The following is a 23,116-nucleotide window of genomic DNA, read 5'->3' as shown; positions in this document are numbered from 1 at the left end:
CCCGGGACGGGTTTCCGGAGTCGCTCCCGGGAAGGGCGCTTCGGCTTGCCTCGACACTAGGCCTCTCCGTTCTTCGGAGCACGAGCGCCCGCCGACGCGTCGAGGGCACGGGTGATCTCGTCGAAGACTTCGTCGACAGGTCGCATCCCGTCGATAGGCTGTAGGAGGCTTCGCTCAGCGTAGTACCGTGTCAGCGGCGCCGTCTCAGTCGAGTACGCCACCAAGCGCCGAGAGAAGGCTTCGGGGTTGTCGTCGCGCCGCACCGGCTCGCCACGGGCGAGGGTCTCGGTCACGCGCGCCGTCATCCGTAGCACCAGGATCTCCGGATCGACGACCAACTCGACGACGGCGTTGAGCATCACCCCTTTCGCCAGAAGCACACCGTCCAGCGCACCGGCTTGAGCGATCGTGCGCGGGAACCCGTCGAGGATGAAGCCCGCCGTCGCATCGGCCATTCCCAGACGCTCGCTGACGATTCCGGTCACGATCTCGTCGGGCACGAGACCGCCTTCCTCCATCACCGCCTTGGCAGCACGCCCGATCGGGGTCTGCGCCGCGACCGCTGCTCGCAGCATGTCGCCCGTCGAGAGCTGGGGTATCCCGAAATGGGTGCTCAAGAGTTGGGATTGGGTCCCCTTGCCGGCACCGGGAGGACCGAGCAGCACAAGTCTCACAATGACACCTCTGGACGGATGCAAGGTTCGCTGTTGATCGTCGCGAGCTCTGGATGAGAGCCTGCGTCAGCCATGGCCGCGAACATCGGCCGGTGTCTCACCCGGGGTTGCTCCCGACGGCCGGCGGCGCTGCCCCCGGATCTGATCTGCGGAGACCTGCGCTTCGGCCCGCGTCTCGAACACGTGGGGCGCCAGATCACGTTCCTTCAGCGCCTCGCCGAGCTTCAGCCGCATGAACGCGCTCGTCGTGTAGCGCGATGCCGTCTGATAGTACCGGCCCTGCAGGTACGTGATGGTCGAGAAGTAGGCGTCGCTCACCAGCGGATCAAGCTGAAAGCCGTCGTAGTTGACGATGAGGTGAACTTTCCGGCCGATCGTCCTGCAGCGCTGTTCGAACTCGCGCCGGATCATCTCGACGTCGTCGATGGTCCGGACCTGGAAGCCCTCCCAGTTGACGAACAGCGTGTTGCGCTCGGGATTGTAGCTGATCCGCTCGGCCAGCGTGAGCCCGAGGAGATCCCGTTCGAGCCCCATCGCGCCATCACGAAAGATGCGCGGGTCCATCGTGCGCGGTGCGTCAACCAGCGGAGCGAAGCCCAGGTGAGCCAGGATGTCGCGCTCGATATCGATGCCAGGTGCGACCTCGATCAGTTCCATGCCCGCCGGGACGCGCCGAAACACGCAGCGCTCCGTCACGTAGAGCACGGGCTGGCCCGTTTCCGCCGCGTAGTCGCCCGAGAAGGTAATCTGCTCAACAGCCTCGACGAATTTCGGCACCCGCCCCTCTCGGACGATCCGCAGCTGCCCCTCCTCGATCGCGACCTCCAAGTCGCCGGCCGTGAAGGTCCCGGCGAAGACGAGGGTCTTGGCGTTCTGCGAGATGTTGATGAAGCCGCCGGCTCCTGCGAGCTTGCGGCCGAACTTCGAGACGTTCACGTCGCCTCGGCTGTCCGCCTGCGCCATGCCGAGGCAGGCGAGGTCCAGACCGCCGCCGTTGTAGAAATCGAACTGCTGGTTCTGGTGCAGGACGGCTTCCGGGTTGAGGGCGGCACCGAAGTCGAGCCCGCTCTGTGGCAGGCCGCCGATGATCCCGGGCTCGGCCGTGAGCGTCACGTATTTGAGCAGGCGCTCTTCGGCCGCCACGGCCGCCACCCCTTCCGGCATGCCGATGCCGAGATTGACCACGCCGCCCGGTGGCAGCGCGAAGGCGCAGCGCCGGGCGATGACCTTGCGCTCGTCGAGCGGCAGCGGTGCGATCCGATCGAGCGGCACGCGCTGCCGACCGGAGTAGGCGTGGTTGTACGGTGTCCCGTACGTCTGCAGGTGATTCTCAGGCTCGGCGACGACGACACAGTCGACCAGAATGCCCGGGATCACCACCTCGCGTGGGTTCAGCGACTCCGCCGCGGCCAGTCGCTCGACCTGCGCAATGACGAAGCCGCCCGAGTTCTTCGCCGCCATGGCGGTGGCGAGGTTGTCCAGGGTGAGCGCCTCCCGTTCCATCGTGATGTTGCCGGCCGGGTCAGCCGTGGTGCCGCGAATGAGCGCCACCTGGATCGGAAAGGACTTGTAGCGCAGCCAGGGCTCCCCGCCGACCTCGACGAGTTCGACCAAGTCCTCCGTCGTGCGGGCGTTGAGTTTGCCGCCGCCTAGACGCGGGTCGACGAAGGTGCGCATGCCCACCTTCGTGAGGGGGCCAGGGCCCCTGGCGGCAATGTCGCGGTAGAGGTGCGACACTACCCCGAGCGGGAGATTGTAGGCCTCGATCTTCTCGTCGAGGGCGAGCTCGGCCAATTTCGGCACCAGCGCCCAGTGGCCGCCGATGACACGTCGGACCAGGCCTTCACGCGCCAGGCGGTTGAGCCCGCGGTCCTTGCCGTCACCCGGGGCTGCCGCGAACACGAGGGTGAGGTCATTCGGAGCCTGGGTCGCCTCGAAGCGGGAGGACAGCGCCAGGATCAGCTCGTCGGGCGTGCCGATCCCGACGAAGCCCGAGACGGCGACCGTGTCACCCGAGCGGATGATCGCGGCGGCCTCGTCCGCGGAAACGATCTTGTTCTTAAGTGCCACGGTCGTTCATCCCTTACTCGCGGCCAGACAGCCACTCGGCGATGCCGGTTCCAAGCAGGCTCTGCGCCCTTCCGCCGACGAAGACGCCGACGTGCCCGCCTGGCAGCGGCAGCTCGGTGTAGTCCGACGTACCGACGAATTGCTTGAGTGCCTGCGACGTCGCCGGCGGAATGATATGGTCATCCTTGGCGTAGATGTTCAGGACCGGGCATTTGATTTCGCCGAGATCGACGGTTCTGCCGGCAAGCTGGAACGAATTTTTGACCAGCTTGTTGTCCTGATACAGATCTTTCAGCCACTGCTTGGCGGCCTCACCCGGATGGTGCGGCCGATCGGAGATCCACTTCTCCATACGCAAGAAGTTCATCAGCTTCTTCTTGTCGTCGATGACCTCAAGCAGATCGAGATTGTACTTTGTCATCGTGCGCATCGGCGTCATCAGCGAGAACACCGAGCCCATGAATTCACCCGGCAGCGTGCCGTGCGCCTCGATCAGGCGATCGATGTCGTCAGGCTCGAGGCTGCGTGTCCACACGTTGATGAAGCCGTGGCCTTTGCGGTTCTCGACCGTGTCGGCGTGGAAGTCGATCGGCGTGATCGTCAGCACCATCGCGTTCACGTCTTCCGGGTGCAGCGCCGCGTAACAGGTCGTGAAGACACCACCCTCGCAAATCCCGAGCAGATTGATCTTCTGCCCCCCGTTCGCCTCGGAGATGACGTGCACGCACTCGGCGAGATAGCCGTCGATGTAATCGTCCAGCGTCACGAAACGGTCGGCTCGGCTTGGATTGCCCCAGTCCACCACGTAGAGATCGACACCGAGGTTCAGCAGATTGCGAACGAGTGAGCGATCCTCCTGCAGGTCGGCCATGGTGTAGCGGCCGATGAGGCCATAGACGATGAGGACGGGTGTCCTGACCTTCTGCTCGGTGAGGGAGCGGTAGCGGTACAGTGTGACCTTGTCCTGCTGCCAGACGACGTCCTTCTCGCTCGTCGCAATCTGAACGTCCTCGTCGCGGACTTCCTGGAAGAGCTTGGCTCCTTCCGCGAGCCGCTTTCCGAGCGCTGCCGCTTCTGCGAAAGGATCGAGTGCGGCTTTGGATTTGGCAGGGCGGCTCATGTCGGCTCTCCTGATTTTCTGCTGGTCCGCCTCTGGCGGCTAAGCGCTCTCACTTCGCGGCGCAGCTGCGTCAGGCTCTGATGCACGTCGTCGAGTTCGGCGCGGGTCGGGTAGCCGAACATCTGGCTGTAGAACTCGGCGATGTCCTGCTGAGCAAGCCGCAAGTCCGTCGAGGCTTTCAGCGTCTCGCGCTGGCTCTTGAGAAACTCCTCCGACCGCTGCGCCTCCAGCAGAACGTCGTTGGCCGTCTCGACCCAGAGCGCCATCAGCTCGCGGCTCGAGGCGATCCCCTGCTCGTTCTTGGACCGCTCATTGACCACGGCGGAGAAGGCTGCCGTCGCTTTCTTCCAGACCTCCATCATCAGGGTATTGTGTTCGAGGTTGCGGCGGCGCAACGCGACCCAAGCCGTGAACACAGCCGCGAACTTGCGCTCGACGTTCCAGAGATCGGCGAGCCGTGGCCCTTCGGCCATGCGGTTGAGGGCTTCATCGACCTCGCTCGTCGACGAGAGCCACCCGCGCGGGTCGAAGATCTTGGCGAGGACATCGGCCGCGATGGGATCTCGCACCTCGCCTCTGCCCTTGACGCTCTTGGCAAAGGTCGCCGAGACCGCCTGAGCGGCCTCCCAGGCCTGCTGGTACGAGTGTTGGGCCTGTTGCAGGGCCTCCCAGTCCGGGACGAGGGGAAGGCTCGGCTTGCCGTCCTTGTCCAGGGCCGTCGTCATCGCCCCGAACATGTTGCGCTGGGCTTCGAGGAAGGACTGGGTGCCTTTGCCCCAGAGCTCTCCCATGGCCTTGAAGGTATCGAATGGATCCATGACGTGCGCTCCTCCCTGAGCGGCTCAGGCAGCGGTTCTGAGCTTGCCGTCGAGGGCCTCGGAGTAGATCGCGAAGGCATCCTGGTAGGTGACCTCGCGTGGGTTGTTCACGAGGAGGCGGGTCTGCTTCATCGCGTCGGTGGCGAGGCGCGCGAGATCCTCCTCGCGAACACCGACCTCGGCGAGTGAGGCGGGCAAGCCGCAATCCCGGCAGATGGCCGCGAGGCTCTCGACGAAGCGGGCCGCAGCCTCGCCGGTCGGCAGGTTGACTGCCTCCGGATCGAAGATCGGGGCGAGTTCTGCGTAGAGGGTCTGCGCGTGCGGGAGGTTGAAGCGCATCACGCCCATCAGCACGAGGGCGTTCGACAACCCGTGCGGCACGTGGAAGACGGCGCCGATCGGATAGGCCAGCGCATGAACCGCCGCGACGGGAGCGTTGGCGAAGGCCATGCCGGCCAGCATCGAGCCGAGCAGCATGTTGGAGCGCGCCTCGACGTTGCGGCCGTCGCTGCAGGCCGTGCGAATGCTGCCGGAGAGCAGGGCCAGGGCCTGTCGGGCGAGCTGGTCCGAGATCGGGTTCTTCTTGTGACGGCTGGTGTAGGCCTCGATCGCGTGCACCATCGCGTCGATGCCGGTCGCGGCGGTGACATGGGCCGGCAGGCCCAGCGTCAGGTCGGGGTCGAGCACCGCCCAGTCCGGCAGTAGCCGAGGCGAGACCACGCCTTTCTTCTCGGTCGTGGGCGTGGTCACGATCGAGATCGGCGTCACCTCGGAGCCGGTGCCAGCCGTGGTCGGCACCAGGATCAGCGGCAAGCGCTGGCCTTGGGCGAGGCCGACGCCGTAGATGCTGTCGAGGGGTTCGTCGCTGCGCGCGAGGTAGGCCACGAGCTTCGCGGTATCGAGAGCCGAGCCGCCGCCGATCGAAAGGACGAGATCCGTCCCCTCGGCTCGCGCGAGCGCGGCGGCGGTCTCGACGACGTGCGACGGCGGGTCGGCCACGACGTCCTCGAAGATGGTGGCCTTCAGGCCTGCCGAGGCCAGGGCGGCCTCCGCAGCGCGGGTCAGACCCGCGCCGCGAACGCCTTTGTCGGTCACCAGCATGATCCGTTGAGCGCGGAAGCTCGCCACGAGATCAGGCAGCTTCGCCGATGCACCAGGCTCGAACAGAATATTAGGGCAGGTCTGGAAGGTGAATGGGGTCATGATGATCTCCGAGAGGACGAGGGCAGAGAAGAACCTATTCGGCCGGCTCGGCATCCTTGATCTTGTGTTGCAGCTCCTGGATCAGCACACGGGTGTTCTCGGAGTAGTCGATCGGCACCGCGACCAGGTGAACCCCACCTGCCTTGAAAGCGGCCTCCAGCGTCGGAGCCAGATCGCGGACCGCCGTGACGCGGTGGCCCGTCGCCCCGTAGGAATTGGCGTAAGCGACGAAGTCCGGGTTGCCGAAGGTCATGCCGTAATCGGCGAAGTCGTCCACCGCCTGCTTCCAGCGGATCATGCCGTAGGCCGAGTCGTCCAGGATCAGCACCACAAGGTTTAGCCCGAGCCGGACGGCCGTCTCCATCTCTTGGCTGTTCATCATGAACCCACCGTCGCCGCATACGGCCAGTACCCGACGCTTCGGATGGAGCAGTGCTGCCATCATGGCGGAGGGTAGTCCCGCGCCCATCGTGGCGAGCGCGTTGTCGAGCAGCAGCGTGTTCGCCACGTGGGTGCGGTAGTTGCGGGCGAACCAGATCTTGTACATGCCGTTGTCGAGGCAGACGATGCCGTCCTCCGGCATCACGGCCCGCACGTCGTGCACGAGGCGCTGCGGCGTCACCGGGAACCTGTCCTCCTCGGCCCGGTCGTTGATCCGCTCCAAGATCTGCTGGCGCAACTGCAGCATTCCCTGGTCCGGGTCGAGGCGCCCGCCGAGGCGGTCGGCGAGCGCCGTCACGGTCGCGCCGATGTCGCCCACCACCTCGGCATCCGGGTGGAAGACCTGCTCGACGCTCGCCGAGACGTAGCCGACATGGATTACCTTCGGGCCGCCCGCGACCTGCCCCATCAGGAAGGGCGGCTTCTCCACGGTGTCGTGCCCGATCGAGACGATCAGGTCCGCCCGGTCGATCGCCTCATGCACGTAGTCGCGCTCGGAGAGGGCCGCGGTGCCGAGATAAAGGTTCGAGCCGCCCGTGACCGCGCCCTTGCCCATCTGGGTGTTGAAGAACGGGATGCGGGTGCGGCGCACGAAGTCGGAGAGCGGCTCGACCAGCCGCGGCCGGTTGCCGGCCGCCCCGACCATGATCAGCGGGCGCTTGGCGGCGAGGATCATCGCGGCCGCGCGCTCGATGGCGGCGGGCGCCGCCACGGGCCGGTCGATCGGGTGCGAGGGCACGAGCGCGACGTCGGCGGTCTCGGCCGCGATGTCCTCGGGCAGTTCGAGGTGGACGGGGCCGGGCCGCTCCTCGGTGGCGACCCGGAAGGCGTCGCGCACGATGGTGGGGATCGAGGCCGCCGAGACGATCTGGCGGGTCATCTTGGTGACGGGCCGCATCGCCCCGATGATGTCGACGATCTGGAACCGAGCTTGGCGCGCGCTCATGATCGGCTTCTGGCCGGTGATCATCAGCATCGGCATGGCGCCGAGATGCGCGTAGGCCGCACCCGTGGTGAAGTTGAGCGCACCCGGACCGAGGGTGGAGATGCAGACGCCCGGCCGGCCGGTCAGCCGCCCGTGCGTGGCGGCCATGAAGGCGGCGGCCTGCTCGTGGCGGGTGAGGACGAGTTCGATCTTCGAGGTGCGTAAGGATTCGACGACGTCGAGGTTCTCCTCGCCCGGGATGCCGAAGATGCGGTCAACACCCTCATTCTCGAGAGCGGCAACAAGGAGATCAGATCCCTTAGACATGTCCATATTCCGTTCATTCGAAAGGTTATCCAGGCTTGCGCCTGTTGAGAACTCAATTAGGCGAGCACACGCCGGATGATTGCGTCCGCAAATTCCTGCGTTGAGGCAGATCCACCGATATCGCGCGTCCGCACGCTGTCAGCTTGCACCGTTTGCAGGATTGCCGATCTCAACCTGCCAGCGAGATCCGAGCGCTGTACATGCTCGAGCATCAGTGCGGCAGCGAGGAGAAGAGCCAAGGGGTTCGCGATACCCTGTCCAGCGATATCGGGCGCTGAACCGTGAACAGCTTCGAAGATCGCCGCCTTTTCTCCAATGTTGGCGCCGGGGGCCATGCCTAAGCCACCCACAAGGCCTGCCAACTGATCGGATAAGATGTCGCCGAAGAGGTTCGTCGTCACAATGACATCGAACTGCCAAGGATTAAGTACGAGCTGCATCGCACAGGCATCGACGATCCGGTCGTCCACGGCGATACGGCCTTCGTACTCCTTCGCGATCTCACGTCCTGCCTCCAGGAAGAGGCCCGTCAATGCTTTGAGAACATTGGCTTTGTGGACGATCGTCACCTTCTTGCGGCCATGCTGCACCGCGTACTCGAACGCGAAGCGCACGATCCGACGCGCCTCCTCTCGCGTGTTGATGCCCTGCGAGATGGCCACGGCCCGCGGATCGTCACCGACGGCAATGAAGTGTTCGAACGCGACGTAAAGGCCTTCGAGGTTCTCGCGTACCAGGACGATATCGATGTCCTCGTAGCGGCCGCCCGGGATCATGGTCCGGACGGGGCGCAAGTTTGCATAGAGACCGAAGGCTTCTCGCAGGCGAACGTTGACGGATCGGAACCCACCACCGACGGGTGTCGTGAGAGGACCTTTGAGTGCCAGTTTCGTGCGGCCTATGCTCTCCAGGAGCGCAGTAGGGAGCGGATCTCCGCTGCTCTCGATGCCGGCCATGCCGCCTTGCTGCACATCCCACGCGAACGGCGCCTCGAGCGCATCGAGGATCCTGACGACGGCGTCGGATATTTCTGGACCGATGCCATCGCCCGGGATGAGTGTCGCCGCGATACGGTCGTTGCTTTGAGTACTCACGGGCGTCTCCTGCTAGATAGAGCTTTGATTCAGTTCACATTGTGCTTGCTGAGCCCGCCGACGATCTAGGAACCTCAGACGACGGCGGGCTCGTGTTATCGGGCTACTCCGCCGGCACTGGCGCAGCGCTGCGGCTCTGCTCACGCCCGATCCAAAACACCAGGAGACAGCCGATGCCGGTCAGGATGCAGAGCGGGAGCAGAGCGACGGGGAAGCTGCCGGTCGCCTGCCGCAGAAATCCAATCGTCGAGGTTATGCCGCCTGTGCCAAGATGCGCCAGCGTATTGATCGCTGCGATACCCGCCGCTGCTTCGGCCGGAGACAAGGTCTCGGTCGCGAGGGCGAAAAAGGGTCCCTTGATCGCATAGTTACCCAGCAGCACCAGCGAGAGCAGCACCAGCGTGATCGTCAGCGATCCGGTCAGGAGCGTTAGCGCGAAGCTCAGCGACGTCAGCGCCAAAGGCAGGGCCGTGCTCCAGATCCGCTCGCCACTCTTGTCCGCCCGCATCCCCCAGTAAATCATGAACACCGAGGCGATGCCGAACGGGATCATGTTCAGGAGAGCAGTCTCGATATTGCTCAGGCCGAACTCCTTCAGGATCTGCGGCATCCAGAGCGACAGCGAGTTGCTGGTGGCCGAGCTCCCGCAATAGATGATAGCAAGGAGCCAGACCTGCTTGTTCGTCAACACGGACCAGATCGAGCCGTGGCCGGCATGCCGGGCCGAGGCGGACCGGCGCTCCGTCTCCAGGCTCTGCTCCAGCCAATTTCGCTCCTCGGCATTGAGGAAGCCTGCCTGCGCGGGCCGGTCAGGCAGCACCCACAGGGTGGCCAAGCCGAGAAGAACGGCGGGGATCGCCTCAGCGATGAGGAGCCATTGCCAACCGTGCAGCCCCGCGGCGCCATCGAGGGCGAGCAGCGCCGCCGAGAGCGGCGAGCCAAGGAAGCTGGAGAGAGGGATCGCGACCATGAACATGGCAACGATGCGGGCACGATAGGCTTTGGGGAACCAGTAGGTCAGATAGAGGATAACACCAGGGAAGAACCCAGCCTCGGCTGCCCCCAGCAGAAAGCGCACGATGGAGAAGGAGATGGGGCCGGTCACGAAGGCGGAGATCACTCCCACCAGGCCCCAGCTGATCATGATGCGGGCGATCCAGCGGCGGGCGCCGAACCGCTCCATGGCGAGGTTGCTTGGAACTTCGAGCAGCACGTAGGCAATGAAGAACAGACTGCCACCTATGCCGAAAGCCGTAGCGCTCAGGCCGATATCTTTGTTCATAGTGAGGGCTGCGAAGCCCACATTCACGCGATCGACGTAAGATATAAAGTAGCAAAGAACAAGAAATGGAATGAGGCGCAAGCCTACTTTTCGCATTGTCTGTGCTTCAAGGGGGTTTTTTGGCGCTGTGATCGTATCCATGAGCGATGTCCTCCTGGTTTGATTGAGAGATTTTTGTTCGCTTGGTTCAACTTGGTTGATCCAAGACTTCAGGCGCTGAACCGAAACAGTCGGGCCGGCGTATCGACGAGGATGGTACGGCGCGCGGCCTCCTCTGGTACCCAGACGTCGAGTGACCGGCGGGCCGTGATGGGATCGGCACTCGTTTCGAATTGCGTGTGCGGCCAGTCACTTCCCCAAAGCAGTTGCTTCGGGCCGAGCGCCGCGAGGAGCTGGTGGCTTGCTGCGTTGGCGGTCTGCTCGCTCGCCGCACCGCTGTTATTCCGATAAGCAGCCGAAAGCTTCACCCACACACGCCCAGCGGCGCCGCTATCGAGCAGGTAGCGAAACCCAGGGTCGTCGATGCCAAGACGCGGATCGGGGCGACCGAAATGATCCACTACGATCGGGAGGCCGACGGCCAAGAGAGGCGGTAGGAGAGCGGGTAGCCGATGCGCCTCGACCTGAACCTCAACCTGCCAGCCCAGCTCCGCCAAGCGGGCGAGATGGCGCTTCCATAGCAGCGCACCGAAGTCAGGGTCGGGTCGTCCAATCAAGTTGAGGCGGATGCCGACAACTCCCTGGCGACCAAGGTCGGCGAGAAAGTCAGGCTCCGCCTCGGGGGCGACCACCGCGATCCCACGCAGCCGCTCCGGCGCCGTGCGCAGGGCCTCGAGCATGTAGGAGTTGTCCGTACCAAGAAAGCTCGGCTGAACAAGGACGCCGTGGCTCATGCCGTTGCGATCCAGCATCGCCAGATAGTCGGCGATGGGAGCGTCGTAGCCCGGAGCGTAACGACGCTCGCCGGCGAGCGGCAGCGCGCGGGTGAACACATGCGCGTGCGTATCGATGCCAGTGATAGCTGCCCTGGCATAGACCGGCAGAGGGATCTCAGTGGCGAGGCTAGCGACGGCCAGTCCGAGGAGAAGATTGCGCCGGGTCATCATCAGAGGGTCTCCGTCACGAGGACAGGATCGTTCGCAGCGGCGTCGTCCAGCGCCTTGCCACGCGTCTCAGGCAGCAGGAGAAGAGCGAGGAGGACGAGGGAGTAAGCGAGCGCGGCGTTGATCCCGATGGCGGTGCCGAGGGACGACACCTCGCTCAGGGCGCCGATCAGCGGCGGCAGGCCCGCCGCCGCGATGCGCCCGGCGTTGTAGCAGAAGCCGACCCCGGTGCCGCGCACGCCGGCCGGGTAGAGTTCATTGAACAGCGCCCCCATGCTCGCCGGGATGCCGGCGGCGCAGAAGCCGAGGGGAAAGCCCAGCACCAGCATCGCCGCCCCGCCGATCGGCAGCACAAGGTAGGCGATCGTCAGCGCGATGCAGCCCGCCGCGAACAGCGCCACCGTGCGCTTTCGGCCGAGGCGGTCGAGGAGTTGCCCCGCCACGAGGCAGCCGCAGCCGAAGGCGACGATGATCACCGCGAGGTAGCCGCCGGTGCCCATCACCGAGAGGCCGCGCTCTGTCTTGAGGAAGGTCGGCAGCCACGTGAACAGGGCGTAGAAGCCGCCATGCGCGCCGAGCCCGAACAGCCCGCCGACGAGCGTGGCGCGCAGGGTCTGCGGCGCGAAGATGCCGACGAGCGCCTGCCCAAAGCCTAGCCGCGCCTCGTTCGGCGAGACCCGTACGGGCTCTGGCACGGCGCGGCGAATGTAGATGATGAGAAGTGCCGGCAGCAGGCCAAGAGCGAACAGCGTCCGCCACGCGACCTCCTGCGGGAGAAAGGAGAAGACGGCAGTGTAGAGCAGCACGGCAGTGCCCCAGCCGATGGCCCACCCCGACTGCACGGCGCCGAGGGCCTTGCCGCGGTGCTCCGCCCTGATGGTTTCGGCCATCAGCACCGCGCCGGCCGCCCATTCGCCGCCGAAGCCGAGCCCTTGCAGCGCCTTGGTGACGAGCAACTGCTCGAAGGATTGGGCGAACGCCGCGATGAAGGTTGAGGCTGCAAACCACAGGATCGTGACCTGCAACGCACGCACCCGTCCGATGCGATCGGCGAGTGCCCCGCCGAGCCAGCCGCCCAGTGCCGAGAACACCAGCGTCACACCGCCAATCAGACCCGCATCCACCCTGCTCAGTTGAAAGGTCGCGATCAGCGCTGGGATCACGAGGCTGAACATCTGCACGTCCAGGGCGTCTAGGGCCCAGCCGCCGAGGCAGGCCCAGAACGTGCGCCGCTCTACGGATGCGGTCTCGCGGTACCACCGGAACACGAGCGTCCTCCCAGGATCCTCCGCTTGAGAGGACCAGTCATTTATATGACTATAAGAAGACGCGAGTCACGTATGGTGTCAAGAGGAGATTGCGGCCGAGCTAGCGAATTTCGACCTGATAGCGGAACTCTGCCGCGGAGCCGCGGGTATGGCGCCATTCGACCGGTTTGTTGTCGTATCCCAGCGCTAGTCGATCGATGACGACAACAGGCTCTCCTGGAGAGAGGGCTAATAGCCGAACATCATCCTCTCCGGCGACGCTGACGGTAACCGTCTCATCCGCTCGAGCGACAATTTCATTGCAGAGCCGCTCGTATGCAGGATAAAGCAAATCGCCGATCTCGCTCATGTCAACATCTAAAATCGGCTTGAATCTCTGCTCCGGAAGCCAAATTTCCTCCCGTAAGACGGGCTTTTCGGAGATAAGCCTTAGTCTCGAGAGATGAATGACTCTTTCGTTCGAATTAAGATCCAAAGCATCCCTGACAGAGGGCGTTGCAGGAACCGACTCTCGAGTCAGGATACGTCCCTTTGGTATAATCTTCTTTCCATCTGGACTCTGATGGCGGAAGAACCGGAAAAGGGAGTCGTCAAATTTGGGCCGACGTACAAACGTGCCACGCCCCTGCCGCCGCTCGACCAAGCCGTCAGCAACGAGCAGATCGAGCGCTTTGCGCACAGTACCAACCGCGATCCCGTGCTCTGAAGCCAACTCGGCTTCGGTCGGGATCGAGTCGCCCGGCCGCCAGACATTCAGAGCAATCTGCTGGGCGATTTCGTCGCGGAGTCGCTGATAAAGGGGCAGGCGTGGGTCGGCTTGGTTCATGGCAAACTTTGATGCGGTTCACTAAAGGACTAGATCCGCTGGGAGGCATACCATGGAGTCGGGGCTTCCACGAACTCTTTCCGACTTATGGTTCATACACCCGATCTGACCGTCCCCACGCCGTGTGGCGAGATCCCGACGAAGGCGCTGTGCCGGCGCCCGTCCACCGTCGAAAAGATCCACCCTGTCGAGGTAAGCCAGCCGCGTGGCTCTCCGTTTCGTTCATCCCGCGTGATCGCGGTGTCTCACTCCGCGTACTGTCCTGCGCACATTGAAAGGCGGTCGGCAAACCATGCTGGCCGAACCATGAAGGCTGATCAGCCGATCGTTGCCGCCAGCCGGGTGCACGAACTTGAGCGGTACGCGACCTGCCATCGCATGACCGTCATTGTGACCTGCGGTTTGCGAGCTCGGTGCGAGCCCATGATCAACGACAAGCGGTGCTGCGGCTCGTGCGGGTGAACGGCCTGACGCTCGAACCCCACACTGTGTTGTGTTCCGGCGGCACCCATGACGGTGTCGTGACGGGTCTGTGCTCGAACCTGAAATAGAGACTCCAATCGACGACGAAGCTGTGGTACGGCTTCGTCGTCCTTTTCGAGAATTGCTATTCCAGTAAACCGCATCTTATACGGATTTCAACCGCATGTGCTGTGATATATACGATGATTCATGTCTATGTTATCATTTGTTATCGAGTTTGCGCATCTTCAATGCAAGTGGCCCCCAGCATCAATCACATTCTGATTGTGGTCCAGCCATTTATGCCACATAATTTGAAGAACACGATTCGCGTTCTTCGAGATAAACGTTTTCACGCCTCCGCAGTACGGAAATTTTCTTTGATAATCTAAATGAGATATAGTAATCTCCTTTAATCGAGAACCGAAGCTTGATAGCCTCTAGGCCTCAGCATGCGCCATTGCTGCACTGCAGCAATCTGCCTTACCGCAAGCAAGATATGCGTCAGTAGCATCCTTCGCGCCGATATTAGGCATAAAGCCATTCATTCATGCAAAATTTGCAACCATCGGGGATCCTAACAGCTTGGCCACTCCAAGGGCCGGGCTCCTACCCGTTGCGGATGCGGCTGCCATGAAGCGCTTGCGATCTTCATCATCACGGTGCCCGGGACGATCAGCATTGCAGCGATCAGCCAAGAGATGCTCGCCTGGCCCCGAGAATCCTTAAAAGGTCGGGCGTGGATTTCTGAGACGCACGACGTGGCGCTGCGGTGCACAGTGCGGCCCACAATATGCTCCAGACACGAAGGGCATGCTTACGGTCGTTCAGCTGCTGAACCCGGAAGGAGTTGCTATTTCGTTGGTGTAAGTGGCGCACATCTCAGATCCGGAACTGGTGTGCGGTTATGTCAGGAAAACGACCAATTCCTCGCGGAAAGGGTAGCTGGGTCCGCTGACGCAGATGACGCGAGAGCCCGACGAGCCGGCTGGTGGCAGGGAATCGTGTCAGGAAATCAAATGTCGGGAAAACCCTCACAACCGGACATTCCCGACATCCGACGCGAGGGGCCGCTTTGGGTCAGTCGGAGCCATATAGCCGCCGGGCTTCGGAGGCGCCGCGGCGGGTGTGACCGCGGCGCCCATCTCAGATCTCGGTCTGCTCGGATAGGACCAGGGCATCATCGACTTCGATGCCGAGGTACCGCACCGTGCTCTCCAGCTTCGTGTGCCCGAGCAGCAGTTGGCAGGCGCGGATGTTGCCCGTCCGCTTGTAGACCAGCGTCACCTTCGTGCGGCGCAGGCTGTGCGTGCCGTAAGCGGACGGGTCGAGGCCGATCAACGCCACCCAGCGGTCGACCAATCGGCTGTACTGGCGCGTCGTGAGGTGCTGGCCGCGCCGGCTGCGGCTCGGAAACAGCCAGTCACCCGCCCGCAGATTGCGGCTGGCCAGCCAAGCTATGAGGGCCTCGCGCGTCGGTTCGGTGATTTCGAACGGCACAGGCCTGCCGGTCTTCTGCTGAGAGACCGTCGACCGCAGCCGCACGGCGTCGCCCAGATGCACGTCGGTGACGCGAAGCCGAACCAGGTCGCAGCCGCGCAGCTTGCTGTCCAAAGCGATGTTGAAGAGGGCCAGATCGCGTGTGCGATTGGCGAGCTGCAGGCGCGTGCGCAGGGCCCAGATGTGCTTGGGCTTGAGGGGCGGCTTCGGGCCGACTATGCGGCCGCGGTTCCAGGGCGCACGGGTGTTGGCCGATGTGGTCGTGGTGTCTGACATGGCGAGCTCCGAAGATGCGGAACTCGTCGAAGGCGCCACGCCGCTGCCGGCCAGGGTAGCTGCGTGCATCCAGCGGCAACGCGCCACCTCCGGACCTTCGACCAGTGCCGCCGGAATGGCCGCTCAACGACCGGCAGCAGCCATTCGAAGTCGGCTTCTCCCCTCTGGCACGCTCTCCGATTCGCGTAAGAGCGGCGTATGGAACCAGCTAAGTGGCCGAATTTGTAGGCGGCATTATGAAGCCTACCTGAGGGGCCGCTTGCGACCCCTGGTGGAGATTGATTAGTTCCCTCCTTGATGTCTGTTCCGAGACGCAAAGCAGAAAGCAAATCACGGAACTATAATTTCAGACTATCTAAACGAACAATTACTCATTGACATCTTGTTTGAAGCAAGTTGTGACGGCGTTGACACAGGCTTTATTGTAATAATTATGTGGCATGTTCTATGTAAGACCGTAATCTTTACGCTAGGACCGGCAGTTGATTAGGTAAAATCTTCCCAAATTGCCAAAGTATTGCAGCCGGTCACGTCGCGCACTCAAAGAGTTCCAATCGCCCTTGCGAAGAGGCGGGCCGCACGGCTCGGTCTTGCAATTCTGCTCAAAAGTTGGACAATCCGTCTGGACAGGCCTGTGGTAGTTCGGCCGTGAGGGAATAATGCTGGACCGGTTGACGACCCAGGTGCCAGTAATGCCCGCTGTGCATCACGCTATCGTGGTGCGCCATCTATCTCGTCGCTTCGGTGATGCTTCAGATGCCGTTGTTGCGTTAAAGGACATCACATTTACAGTTGGTGAGGGTGAATTTATATCAGTCGTGGGTCCATCAGGCTGCGGTAAGTCCACCCTTCTGAAGATCCTTGCTGGCCTCCTACCCGCATCAGACGGCGAGGCCTACCTTAATGGAGCAAAGATCGATGGGCCGCGGCGGGACATCGGCGTGGTGTTTCAATCGCCGGTGCTTTTCCCGTGGCGGACGGTACTCGGCAATGCGGTTCTGCCCGGCGACGTTCAGGATCTCGACAAGGCGCGGATCCGCGAGCACGCGCTGGCACTTCTCAATCTTGTCGGCCTCGCCGGCTTCGAGCATCGCTACTCTTGGCAGCTCTCCGGCGGCATGCAGCAGCGCGTCGCGCTCGTACGCGCGCTGGTGCATGACCCGGCGATGCTACTCATGGACGAGCCGTTCGGTGCCCTTGACGCGCTCACCCGTGAGACCATGAATGTCGAACTGCAGCGCATCTGGCTTGAGCGTCGCAAGACGGTCGTCTTCATCACGCATTCCACGGCGGAGGCCGTGTTTCTCGCAGACCGCGTTCTCGTTATGTCGCCGAGGCCCGGCCGCATTCAGGATGAACTCGCCATCGATCTACCGCGGCCGCGCTCGCTCGATTTAATGAACACAGAGACATTCGGCGCCTACGTCAAGCAGATCCGCAAAGGCCTCAAGGCGGCTGGCGGAGGGATCGAATGATGCGCTCCTCCTGGACCACACGGGGCCTCGGCGGCCTCGGCTTGCGCCTCGTCGCAATCGCGGTGTTCTTAGTCGGATGGGAGGGCGTCGTGTGGGCGCTCGCCATCCCAGCCTACATCCTGCCGCCAGCGAGCGCCGTCCTGACGGCCCTCTACCGCGGCATCGCCTCGACCCTCTACCTAAAGCACATCTGGGTCACGCTTTATGAGACGCTGCTCGGTTTCGCCCTCGGTGTAACGCTCGCGTTCGCCCTCGGGACCGTCGTCGCTCTGAACCGCACAGTCGAGTACTTCCTATATCCTTTCATTGTCATGTTCCAGTCTATGCCGAAGGTGGCGCTTGCGCCACTTATCATCGTGTGGTTTGGTCTCGGGCTAACATCGAAAGTTGTAAACGCTGCCCTGGTTGCATTTTTCCCACTCATGGTGAATACGATCGTTGGATTACGCTCCGCTGAAGAGGACCGCCTCAACCTGATGCGCTCGTTGGCGGCAACGCGGACGCAGATCTTCTGGATGCTGCAGTTACCGAACGCCTTGCCCTACATCTTCGCGGGGCTGGAGATCGCGATGATCTTCGCGCTGATCGGTGCGATCGTTGCAGAATTCGTCGGCGCGCAGGCGGGTCTCGGCATGCTGATTCAGAGCATGAATTTTTCTCTTGATGTAGCCGGCCAATTTTCAGTTCTAATTATTTTGTCACTGATGGGCCTTGTCCTTAATAGTGTGATTGTTCTTGCGCGGAAGCGCGCACTGTTCTGGGATGAAAATCAGAAAAAAGGCGCCGATCGGCCGCTCAATAATGGAGTAAAGCTATGAGATATTGTTGTTTGCTGGCAGCAGTCGCAACATTAATTTGCACAACTGCGGCGCGTGCTCAGGCGATCGTGAAAGTCGGTTGGTGCGCCCGTACCATCTCGTCGGCGGCAGCACCCTTCGCCGTGGCGCAGAAGATGGGCTGGTTCGACAAGGCGGGGTTCAAGGTCGAACTTGTGCCGCTGCCCGGTTCGACGGACTGTATGCGAACTGTGGCGACGCGGGACCTGCCTTACTCGCTGCCTTCGATCGAACCGGTCGCGATCATCAGCACGCAAGGCGTCAAGGCAAAGAACTTCTACACGGCGTATCAGGGCAACATCTACGGGATCGCCGTACCGGAGGCGAGCGCAGTTCGAAGCTTCAAGGATCTCAAGGGCAAGAAGATCGGCGTCACGTCGATGGCGTCAGGAGGTGTGGTCATCGCCCGTGCGCTCGCCGCGAACAACGGCATGGATCCCGATCGCGATATAACCATCGTCGTCGCCGGCGAAGCCGGGCAAACGGCGGCGTTGCTTAGGACGAACCAGGTCGACGCGCTGTCGCAATTCGATACGCAGTACGCCCTTGCCGAGAATGCCGGTGCGAAGCTGCGATTTCTCGAGGAGGACAATCGCGCAATCTCCAAGTTCCCGTCGAACGGTCTTATCGCACTTGATGAAACCCTGAAGAGCCACCGTGCTCAGGCCGTCGCGCTGGCGCAGGGCTACGCGAAGGGTACAGTGTTCACGATCGCCAACCCTGAAGCGGCATTGCGCATCACGTACGAGGTCTTCCCGCAGGTGCGTGGCACCGGCCGTGACGAGACAACAGCGATGCGCGAAGATATAAGAACTCTTGAAGCTCGCGTGAAGAACTGGCAGCTGGCAGCTGGCGGCGTCACCAAATGGGGGGAGAATTCAGTCCAAAATTATCAGGACTACATCAATTTCCTTTCAAAACACGATGTAATAAGGACGTTCGTCAAACCATCGGACGTTATCACCAATGATTTGATCGATGACATAAACGCCTTCAGCCCGCAGGAAATCGAAAATTTTGCGAAAGAATACAAAATAAAATAATACTTCTTGTTGCCACATATAGACAGCACGACGTCAGAAAAACATAACATAGCTAATTTTCGAGTATGCAGGTACTCTATCGGAACGCGTCGCTTGAACCAGCACCGCAATAAGGCGGCCTGCGGGGCGGAACACGACGGGCATGGGCCGAGGGTCTGCTTGCGGCCCTTCTGAGACGTTCTAGGTATACCACGGGGCGGTGATGTGGTGCGCCAGTCTGGGCCGACACACCGGCTCAGACCGGCCACCGTGAATGAGGCTCGGAACGACACATGACAATTGAGATTATTAGCGTTGGCATTATCGGTGCTGGTCAGATGGGAACTGGAATTGCCCAGGCCTGCGTGACCGCAGGATTTGCTGTGCGTCTAAATGATCGCGACGAAGATCGCATCAATGTATCATTTCAAAATATTGGCGCTAATCTAGTTAAATTAGTCTCCAAAAACAAAATTGAAGAAACCAAAAGTCAGGAGGCCATCAGCAGGCTTGCTCCGGCATACAGTTTAGCTGATTTTAAAGATTGTGATCTAGTAATTGAAGCGGCGACAGAAAACGAGACGACTAAGCGCGATATACTAAGCGCCCTTTGTGGATCACTAAAACAGAATACAATAATAGCAACTAACACTTCGTCCATCTCGATTACCCGGCTCGCGGCGGCAACCGACCGGCCCGAGCGATTTATCGGCATCCACTTCATGAACCCAGTGCCGATGATGCAGCTCGTCGAGCTCATCCGCGGTATCGCCACCGACGAGGCAACTTATGCCTCGGCCAAGGCGTTCGTCGCCAAGCTCGGCAAGATCTCCACCATGTCGGAGGATTTCCCGGCCTTCATCGTCAACCGCATCCTGCTGCCGATGATCAACGAGGCGGTCTATATTCTCTACGAGGGCGTCGGTTCGGTGGAGTCGATTGATACGGCGATGCGGCTCGGGGCCAACCATCCGATGGGCCCGCTGCAACTCGCCGACTTCATCGGCCTCGACACCTGCTTGTCGATCATGCAGGTGCTCTACGAGGGGCTGGCCGACTCGAAGTATCGACCCTGCCCGCTGTTGGTGAAGTACGTTGAGGCTGGCTGGCTCGGCCGCAAGTCGAAGCGGGGCTTCTACGACTACCGTGGGCCGGAGCCGGTCCCAACACGCTGACCCTATTGTGGATTGCACTATCGGCAGCCCTATCAGGCCCTCATCCGGATGCAAGCGCGACACCCTACTTGCGCCTCGTCACGGAGTGGCGTGTCAACAAACGACCGATTCCTGACGGCCAGGGTAGCTGCGTCCGCTGACGCCCTTAACGCGAGAGCCCCGCGAGCCAGCTGGTGGCAGGGAACCGTGTCAGGAAATCAAATGTCTGGAAAACCCTCGCAACCGGACGTTCCTGGCATCAACCGCGAAGGGCCGCTCAGGGTCACTCGGAGCCATATGGCGGCCGGGCTTCGGAGGCGCCGCGGCGGGTGTGACCGCGGCGCCCAGTTCAGATCTCGGTCTGCTCAGACAGGACCAGGGCATCTTCCACTTCGATACCGAGGTACCGCACCGTGCTCTCCAGCTTCGTGTGCCCGAGCAGCAGCTGGCAGGCGCGGATGTTGCCCGTCGGCTTGTAGACGAGCGCTACCTTCGTGCGGCGCAGGCTGTGCGTGCCGTAGGCTGCCGGGTCGAGGTTGATCAGCGCCACCCAGCTGTCGACCAACCGGCTGTACTGGCGCGTTGAAAGGTGCTGACCGCGCCGGCTGCGGCTCGGAAACAATTATCACGCAAGATGCATGAATCAGAAGCTGGGCGGAGTACAGGCGCTAACAAGCTCGCATGGCAGCGGGCCGACGCAGCGAAAGCGATGCGGACGACGGCTCGCGAAATAATAGGCGTCGCCCGGCCCCAGAACCTTGCGCTCGTCGTCCACCGTGACCTCCAGCCGGCCCGAGAGGACGATCCCGCCCTCCTCGCCGTCGTGGACGAGCGGCACCCGCCCCGTATCCGAGCCGGGCTCGTAGCGCTCCTTCAGGATCTGGAGCGCGCGGCCGAACAAGGTCTCGCCGACCTGCCGGTAGGAGATGCGCCCCTTCCCGATCTCGACCAGTTCCTCGGCGGCGTAGAACGCCTTCTCGGTGCGTGTGGGCTCGAGCGAAAAGAACTCCGCAAGCCCGATCGGCACGGCGTCGAGGATACGCTTGAGCGCCCCCACCGAGGGGTTCGTCTGCCCTGACTCGATCAGCGAGATCGTCGAGTTCACGATGCCCGCCTTCCTGGCGAGCGCGCGCTGCGACAAGCCATGCAGGGTTCGCACGTAGCGCAGCCGCGCCCCCACCTCGTCGTTCGTCACCGGGGCTCCTGTTCGGGTTGTTGCATATATCCCAACACTGGGGTGCTGCGTGCTCTCTGTCAAAGGGTTACCCGCGAAGAGAAAATGACTTGTTGGCCTCTCCAGAACGGTGTGTCTGCCCATGTCCCATCGCAGAGAGCGTGCCATGATCACCCAGCCGCGGGCCAACCGCCCGAGCCTCGACGCCTACTGGATGCCCTTCACGGCCAACCGCCAATTCAAGGCGGCGCCCCGGCTGCTCGTCGCGGCCGAGGGCATGCACTACACCGCCGACGACGGCCGAACGGTCCTCGACGGCACCGCCGGCCTGTGGTGCGTCAATGCCGGCCACGGCCGTCGGCACATCGTCGAGGCGGTGGCGCATCAGCTCTCCACCCTCGACTACGCACCGTCGTTCCAGATGGGCCACCCGATCGCCTTCGATTTCGCAGAGCGCTTGGCCGCGATCGCCCCCGGACCGGAGGGGAGCCGCCTGGATCGGGTCTTCTTCACCGGCTCCGGCTCGGAGTCGGTCGACACGGCCCTGAAGATCGCGCTGGCCTACCAGCGTGCCGTCGGCCAGGGCACGCGCACGCGGCTGATCGGCCGCGAGCGCGGCTACCACGGCGTTGGTTTCGGCGGCATCTCGGTCGGGGGCCTCGTCAATAACCGCCGGATGTTCCCGCTCCTGCCAGGCGCCGATCACCTTCGTCACACGCACGACCTGTCCCGCAACGCCTTCGTCAAAGGACAGCCCGAGCACGGCGCCGACCTCGCCGATGATCTGGAGCGGCTGGTGACGCTCCACGGGGCCGAGACGATCGCGGCGGTGATCGTCGAGCCGGTGGCGGGCTCCACCGGCGTCCTGGTGCCCCCGAAGGGCTACCTCGAGCGGCTACGCGAGATCGCGACCCGCCACGGCATCCTGCTGATCTTCGACGAGGTCATCACCGGCTTCGGGCGGCTCGGCGCTCCCTTCGCGACCGATTTCTTCGGCGTGACCCCCGACCTCGTGACGACCGCCAAGGGCCTGACCAATGGCACCATCCCGATGGGCGCGGTCTTCGCCAGCCGGGCCGTGCACGACGCCCTGATGCGCGGCCCGCAGGACGCAATCGAGCTGTTTCACGGCTACACCTATTCGGGCCACCCAGCCGGCTGCGCGGCGGGCTTGGCCACCCTCGACATCTACGAGGAGGAGGACCTGCTGACCCGGGCGGCAGGTCTGCAGGAGTACTGGCACGAGGCGATGCACACCCTGCGTGCAGCGCGCAACGTCATCGACGTCCGCACGATCGGGATGATCGCCGGCATCGAGCTCGCGCCGCGGGCGGGCGCGCCGGGAGCCCGTGCCTACGATGCCTTCGTCGACTGCTTCGAGAAGGGCCTGCTGATCCGGGTCACCGGGGATATCATCGCCCTGTCGCCGCCGCTCATCGCCGAGCGCCGGCACGTCGATGACATGGTGTCGATGCTGGGAGACGCGCTCGCGCGCGCCGCCTGAGGCACCACGGCACCGCGCCGAGCGCTTGGTCAGCCGACCGCGCTCGGCTGCTCACCTCCGTCTCGCTCGCCGCGCGCGAGCATAGGGCGGCACAGAAAGTGACATTACAATCATCGGCGATCGATGCGTTGTCGTTGCGGTCGATTTACGCCCGAATCGAAATCGTCAAGATCTCATACCGGCGCGCCTTTGCCCTGATCCGTTCATACGAACCATGCTGCGCGGAGATGCGGGCGGCGAGGAGAACGCGTCAGAACAAACGCGCGGCGGTATCAGGTGCACAAATGCAGCGACGATCACGCGGTTGGTGCATCTTTGTGGCGTCAGCGCGGGTTCGCCAAAGCTTCGGGATGCTTCGACGCGATCTCGAAGGCGGTCGGGTGAACGAAGCCGTCCCGGACGTCGTTGTAGATGCCGGCAAGCCTGCGACAGGACTGGCCGTGCGCGTGCCGGCCGATCGAGGCACCGGGCGGAACGTCGCGGCGGGCGATACGGGCGGTTTCGTCATCGGGCTGAAGCACCGGTGTCGCGGGAACTGTGCAGGCGAAGCTCATCCGGGAAT

Annotated in this window: 19 protein-coding genes and 1 pseudogene; 5 read left to right on the top strand and 15 right to left on the bottom strand. The window is 62.8% G+C overall.

Features of this window, described 5'->3' with window-relative positions; translation table 11 throughout:
* Positions 1-56 precede the first annotated feature (56 nt).
* From M446_RS03805 to M446_RS03755, 12 genes are all read right to left on the bottom strand, one after another.
* Positions 57-674 carry an adenylate kinase gene (locus M446_RS03805; protein ID WP_012330754.1) on the bottom strand — a complete coding sequence of 206 codons (618 nt, stop codon included), beginning with the start codon at positions 672-674 and terminating at the stop codon, positions 57-59.
* Between the two features lie 66 nt (positions 675-740).
* A complete protein-coding gene (locus M446_RS03800) occupies positions 741-2,744 on the bottom strand; it encodes an acyl CoA:acetate/3-ketoacid CoA transferase (RefSeq protein WP_012330753.1) in 2,004 nt (667 codons plus the stop codon).
* A gap of 13 nt (positions 2,745-2,757) precedes the next feature.
* Positions 2,758-3,864: a class III poly(R)-hydroxyalkanoic acid synthase subunit PhaC gene (gene phaC, locus M446_RS03795; RefSeq protein ID WP_012330752.1), complete on the bottom strand. Its 1,107-nt coding sequence runs from the start codon at positions 3,862-3,864 to the stop codon at positions 2,758-2,760.
* Positions 3,861-4,682: a poly(R)-hydroxyalkanoic acid synthase subunit PhaE gene (locus M446_RS03790; protein ID WP_012330751.1), complete on the bottom strand. Its 822-nt coding sequence runs from the start codon at positions 4,680-4,682 to the stop codon at positions 3,861-3,863. The genes phaC and M446_RS03790 overlap by 4 nt, the downstream gene beginning before the upstream one ends.
* A 24-nt stretch (positions 4,683-4,706) precedes the next feature.
* Positions 4,707-5,885, bottom strand: a complete 1,179-nt coding sequence (locus tag M446_RS03785; RefSeq protein WP_012330750.1) for an iron-containing alcohol dehydrogenase — start codon at positions 5,883-5,885, stop codon at positions 4,707-4,709.
* Positions 5,886-5,919: 34 nt separating this feature from the next.
* The gene (locus M446_RS03780; protein ID WP_043702038.1) at positions 5,920-7,578 is read right to left on the bottom strand and encodes an acetolactate synthase large subunit; all 1,659 of its coding nucleotides are present in this window, start codon (positions 7,576-7,578) and stop codon (positions 5,920-5,922) included.
* Between the two features lie 56 nt (positions 7,579-7,634).
* Positions 7,635-8,672, bottom strand: a complete 1,038-nt coding sequence (locus tag M446_RS03775; protein WP_012330748.1) for an isocitrate/isopropylmalate dehydrogenase family protein — start codon at positions 8,670-8,672, stop codon at positions 7,635-7,637.
* 103 nt (positions 8,673-8,775) lie between these two features.
* On the bottom strand, positions 8,776-10,095 hold the full coding sequence (locus M446_RS03770; RefSeq protein ID WP_012330747.1) for an MFS transporter: 1,320 nt from the start codon (positions 10,093-10,095) through the stop codon (positions 8,776-8,778).
* Between the two features lie 68 nt (positions 10,096-10,163).
* Positions 10,164-11,060, bottom strand: coding sequence for an amidohydrolase family protein (locus M446_RS03765; RefSeq protein ID WP_012330746.1), 897 nt, complete (start codon positions 11,058-11,060; stop codon positions 10,164-10,166).
* Positions 11,060-12,325 carry an MFS transporter gene (locus M446_RS03760; protein WP_012330745.1) on the bottom strand — a complete coding sequence of 422 codons (1,266 nt, stop codon included), beginning with the start codon at positions 12,323-12,325 and terminating at the stop codon, positions 11,060-11,062. Before M446_RS03760 ends, M446_RS03765 begins: the two co-directional genes overlap by 1 nt.
* Positions 12,326-12,425: 100 nt before the next feature.
* Positions 12,426-13,151, bottom strand: coding sequence for a GntR family transcriptional regulator (locus tag M446_RS34635; protein ID WP_012330744.1), 726 nt, complete (start codon positions 13,149-13,151; stop codon positions 12,426-12,428).
* Between the two features lie 1,608 nt (positions 13,152-14,759).
* Positions 14,760-15,389, bottom strand: coding sequence for a tyrosine-type recombinase/integrase (locus tag M446_RS03755; RefSeq protein ID WP_012330743.1), 630 nt, complete (start codon positions 15,387-15,389; stop codon positions 14,760-14,762).
* 659 nt (positions 15,390-16,048) lie between these two features.
* Between M446_RS03755 and M446_RS03750 the strand changes: the two genes are divergently transcribed.
* The 4 genes from M446_RS03750 to M446_RS03735 all read left to right on the top strand — a co-directional run bounded on the left by M446_RS03750 (position 16,049) and on the right by M446_RS03735 (position 19,897).
* On the top strand, positions 16,049-16,864 hold the full coding sequence (locus tag M446_RS03750; protein ID WP_012330742.1) for an ABC transporter ATP-binding protein: 816 nt from the start codon (positions 16,049-16,051) through the stop codon (positions 16,862-16,864).
* Positions 16,861-17,682 carry an ABC transporter permease gene (locus M446_RS03745; protein ID WP_012330741.1) on the top strand — a complete coding sequence of 274 codons (822 nt, stop codon included), beginning with the start codon at positions 16,861-16,863 and terminating at the stop codon, positions 17,680-17,682. Before M446_RS03750 ends, M446_RS03745 begins: the two co-directional genes overlap by 4 nt.
* Positions 17,683-17,693: 11 nt before the next feature.
* On the top strand, positions 17,694-18,743 hold the full coding sequence (locus M446_RS03740; protein WP_265576518.1) for an ABC transporter substrate-binding protein: 1,050 nt from the start codon (positions 17,694-17,696) through the stop codon (positions 18,741-18,743).
* Between the two features lie 272 nt (positions 18,744-19,015).
* Complete coding sequence (locus M446_RS03735; protein WP_012330739.1) at positions 19,016-19,897, top strand: 3-hydroxybutyryl-CoA dehydrogenase; 882 nt, start codon at positions 19,016-19,018, stop codon at positions 19,895-19,897.
* A gap of 328 nt (positions 19,898-20,225) precedes the next feature.
* Here M446_RS03735 and M446_RS03730 read toward each other — a convergent pair.
* Positions 20,226-20,498: pseudogene (locus M446_RS03730) on the bottom strand (tyrosine-type recombinase/integrase); the annotation flags it as partial.
* A 21-nt stretch (positions 20,499-20,519) separates the two neighbouring features.
* Entirely contained in the window at positions 20,520-21,071 is a 552-nt protein-coding gene (locus tag M446_RS03725; protein WP_012330738.1) for a cupin domain-containing protein, read from the bottom strand.
* Between the two features lie 145 nt (positions 21,072-21,216).
* Between M446_RS03725 and M446_RS03720 the strand changes: the two genes are divergently transcribed.
* On the top strand, positions 21,217-22,554 hold the full coding sequence (locus tag M446_RS03720; protein WP_012330737.1) for an aspartate aminotransferase family protein: 1,338 nt from the start codon (positions 21,217-21,219) through the stop codon (positions 22,552-22,554).
* Between the two features lie 323 nt (positions 22,555-22,877).
* Here the strand turns inward: M446_RS03720 and M446_RS03715 are convergent, their stop codons facing one another.
* A complete protein-coding gene (locus M446_RS03715) occupies positions 22,878-23,108 on the bottom strand; it encodes a hypothetical protein (RefSeq protein ID WP_012330736.1) in 231 nt (76 codons plus the stop codon).
* Positions 23,109-23,116 lie beyond the last annotated feature (8 nt).

It is taken from the genome of Methylobacterium sp. 4-46, assembly GCF_000019365.1.
Taxonomy (GTDB): domain Bacteria; phylum Pseudomonadota; class Alphaproteobacteria; order Rhizobiales; family Beijerinckiaceae; genus Methylobacterium.
The sequence above is the reverse complement of the archived record's forward strand: the minus strand, read 5'-3'. Positions and strand labels throughout refer to the sequence as shown.

Coding starts and splice junctions, on each gene's coding strand:
- M446_RS03720 (WP_012330737.1), top strand. CDS start 21,217: ATGATCACCCAGCCGCGGGCCAACCGCCCGAGCCTCGACGCCTACTGG.
- M446_RS03785 (WP_012330750.1), bottom strand. CDS start 5,885: ATGACCCCATTCACCTTCCAGACCTGCCCTAATATTCTGTTCGAGCCT.
- M446_RS03770 (WP_012330747.1), bottom strand. CDS start 10,095: ATGGATACGATCACAGCGCCAAAAAACCCCCTTGAAGCACAGACAATG.
- M446_RS03715 (WP_012330736.1), bottom strand. CDS start 23,108: ATGAGCTTCGCCTGCACAGTTCCCGCGACACCGGTGCTTCAGCCCGAT.
- M446_RS03790 (WP_012330751.1), bottom strand. CDS start 4,682: ATGGATCCATTCGATACCTTCAAGGCCATGGGAGAGCTCTGGGGCAAA.
- phaC (WP_012330752.1), bottom strand. CDS start 3,864: ATGAGCCGCCCTGCCAAATCCAAAGCCGCACTCGATCCTTTCGCAGAA.
- M446_RS34635 (WP_012330744.1), bottom strand. CDS start 13,151: ATGAACCAAGCCGACCCACGCCTGCCCCTTTATCAGCGACTCCGCGAC.
- M446_RS03755 (WP_012330743.1), bottom strand. CDS start 15,389: ATGTCAGACACCACGACCACATCGGCCAACACCCGTGCGCCCTGGAAC.
- M446_RS03765 (WP_012330746.1), bottom strand. CDS start 11,060: ATGATGACCCGGCGCAATCTTCTCCTCGGACTGGCCGTCGCTAGCCTC.
- M446_RS03750 (WP_012330742.1), top strand. CDS start 16,049: ATGCTGGACCGGTTGACGACCCAGGTGCCAGTAATGCCCGCTGTGCAT.
- M446_RS03735 (WP_012330739.1), top strand. CDS start 19,016: ATGACAATTGAGATTATTAGCGTTGGCATTATCGGTGCTGGTCAGATG.
- M446_RS03745 (WP_012330741.1), top strand. CDS start 16,861: ATGATGCGCTCCTCCTGGACCACACGGGGCCTCGGCGGCCTCGGCTTG.
- M446_RS03780 (WP_043702038.1), bottom strand. CDS start 7,578: ATGTCTAAGGGATCTGATCTCCTTGTTGCCGCTCTCGAGAATGAGGGT.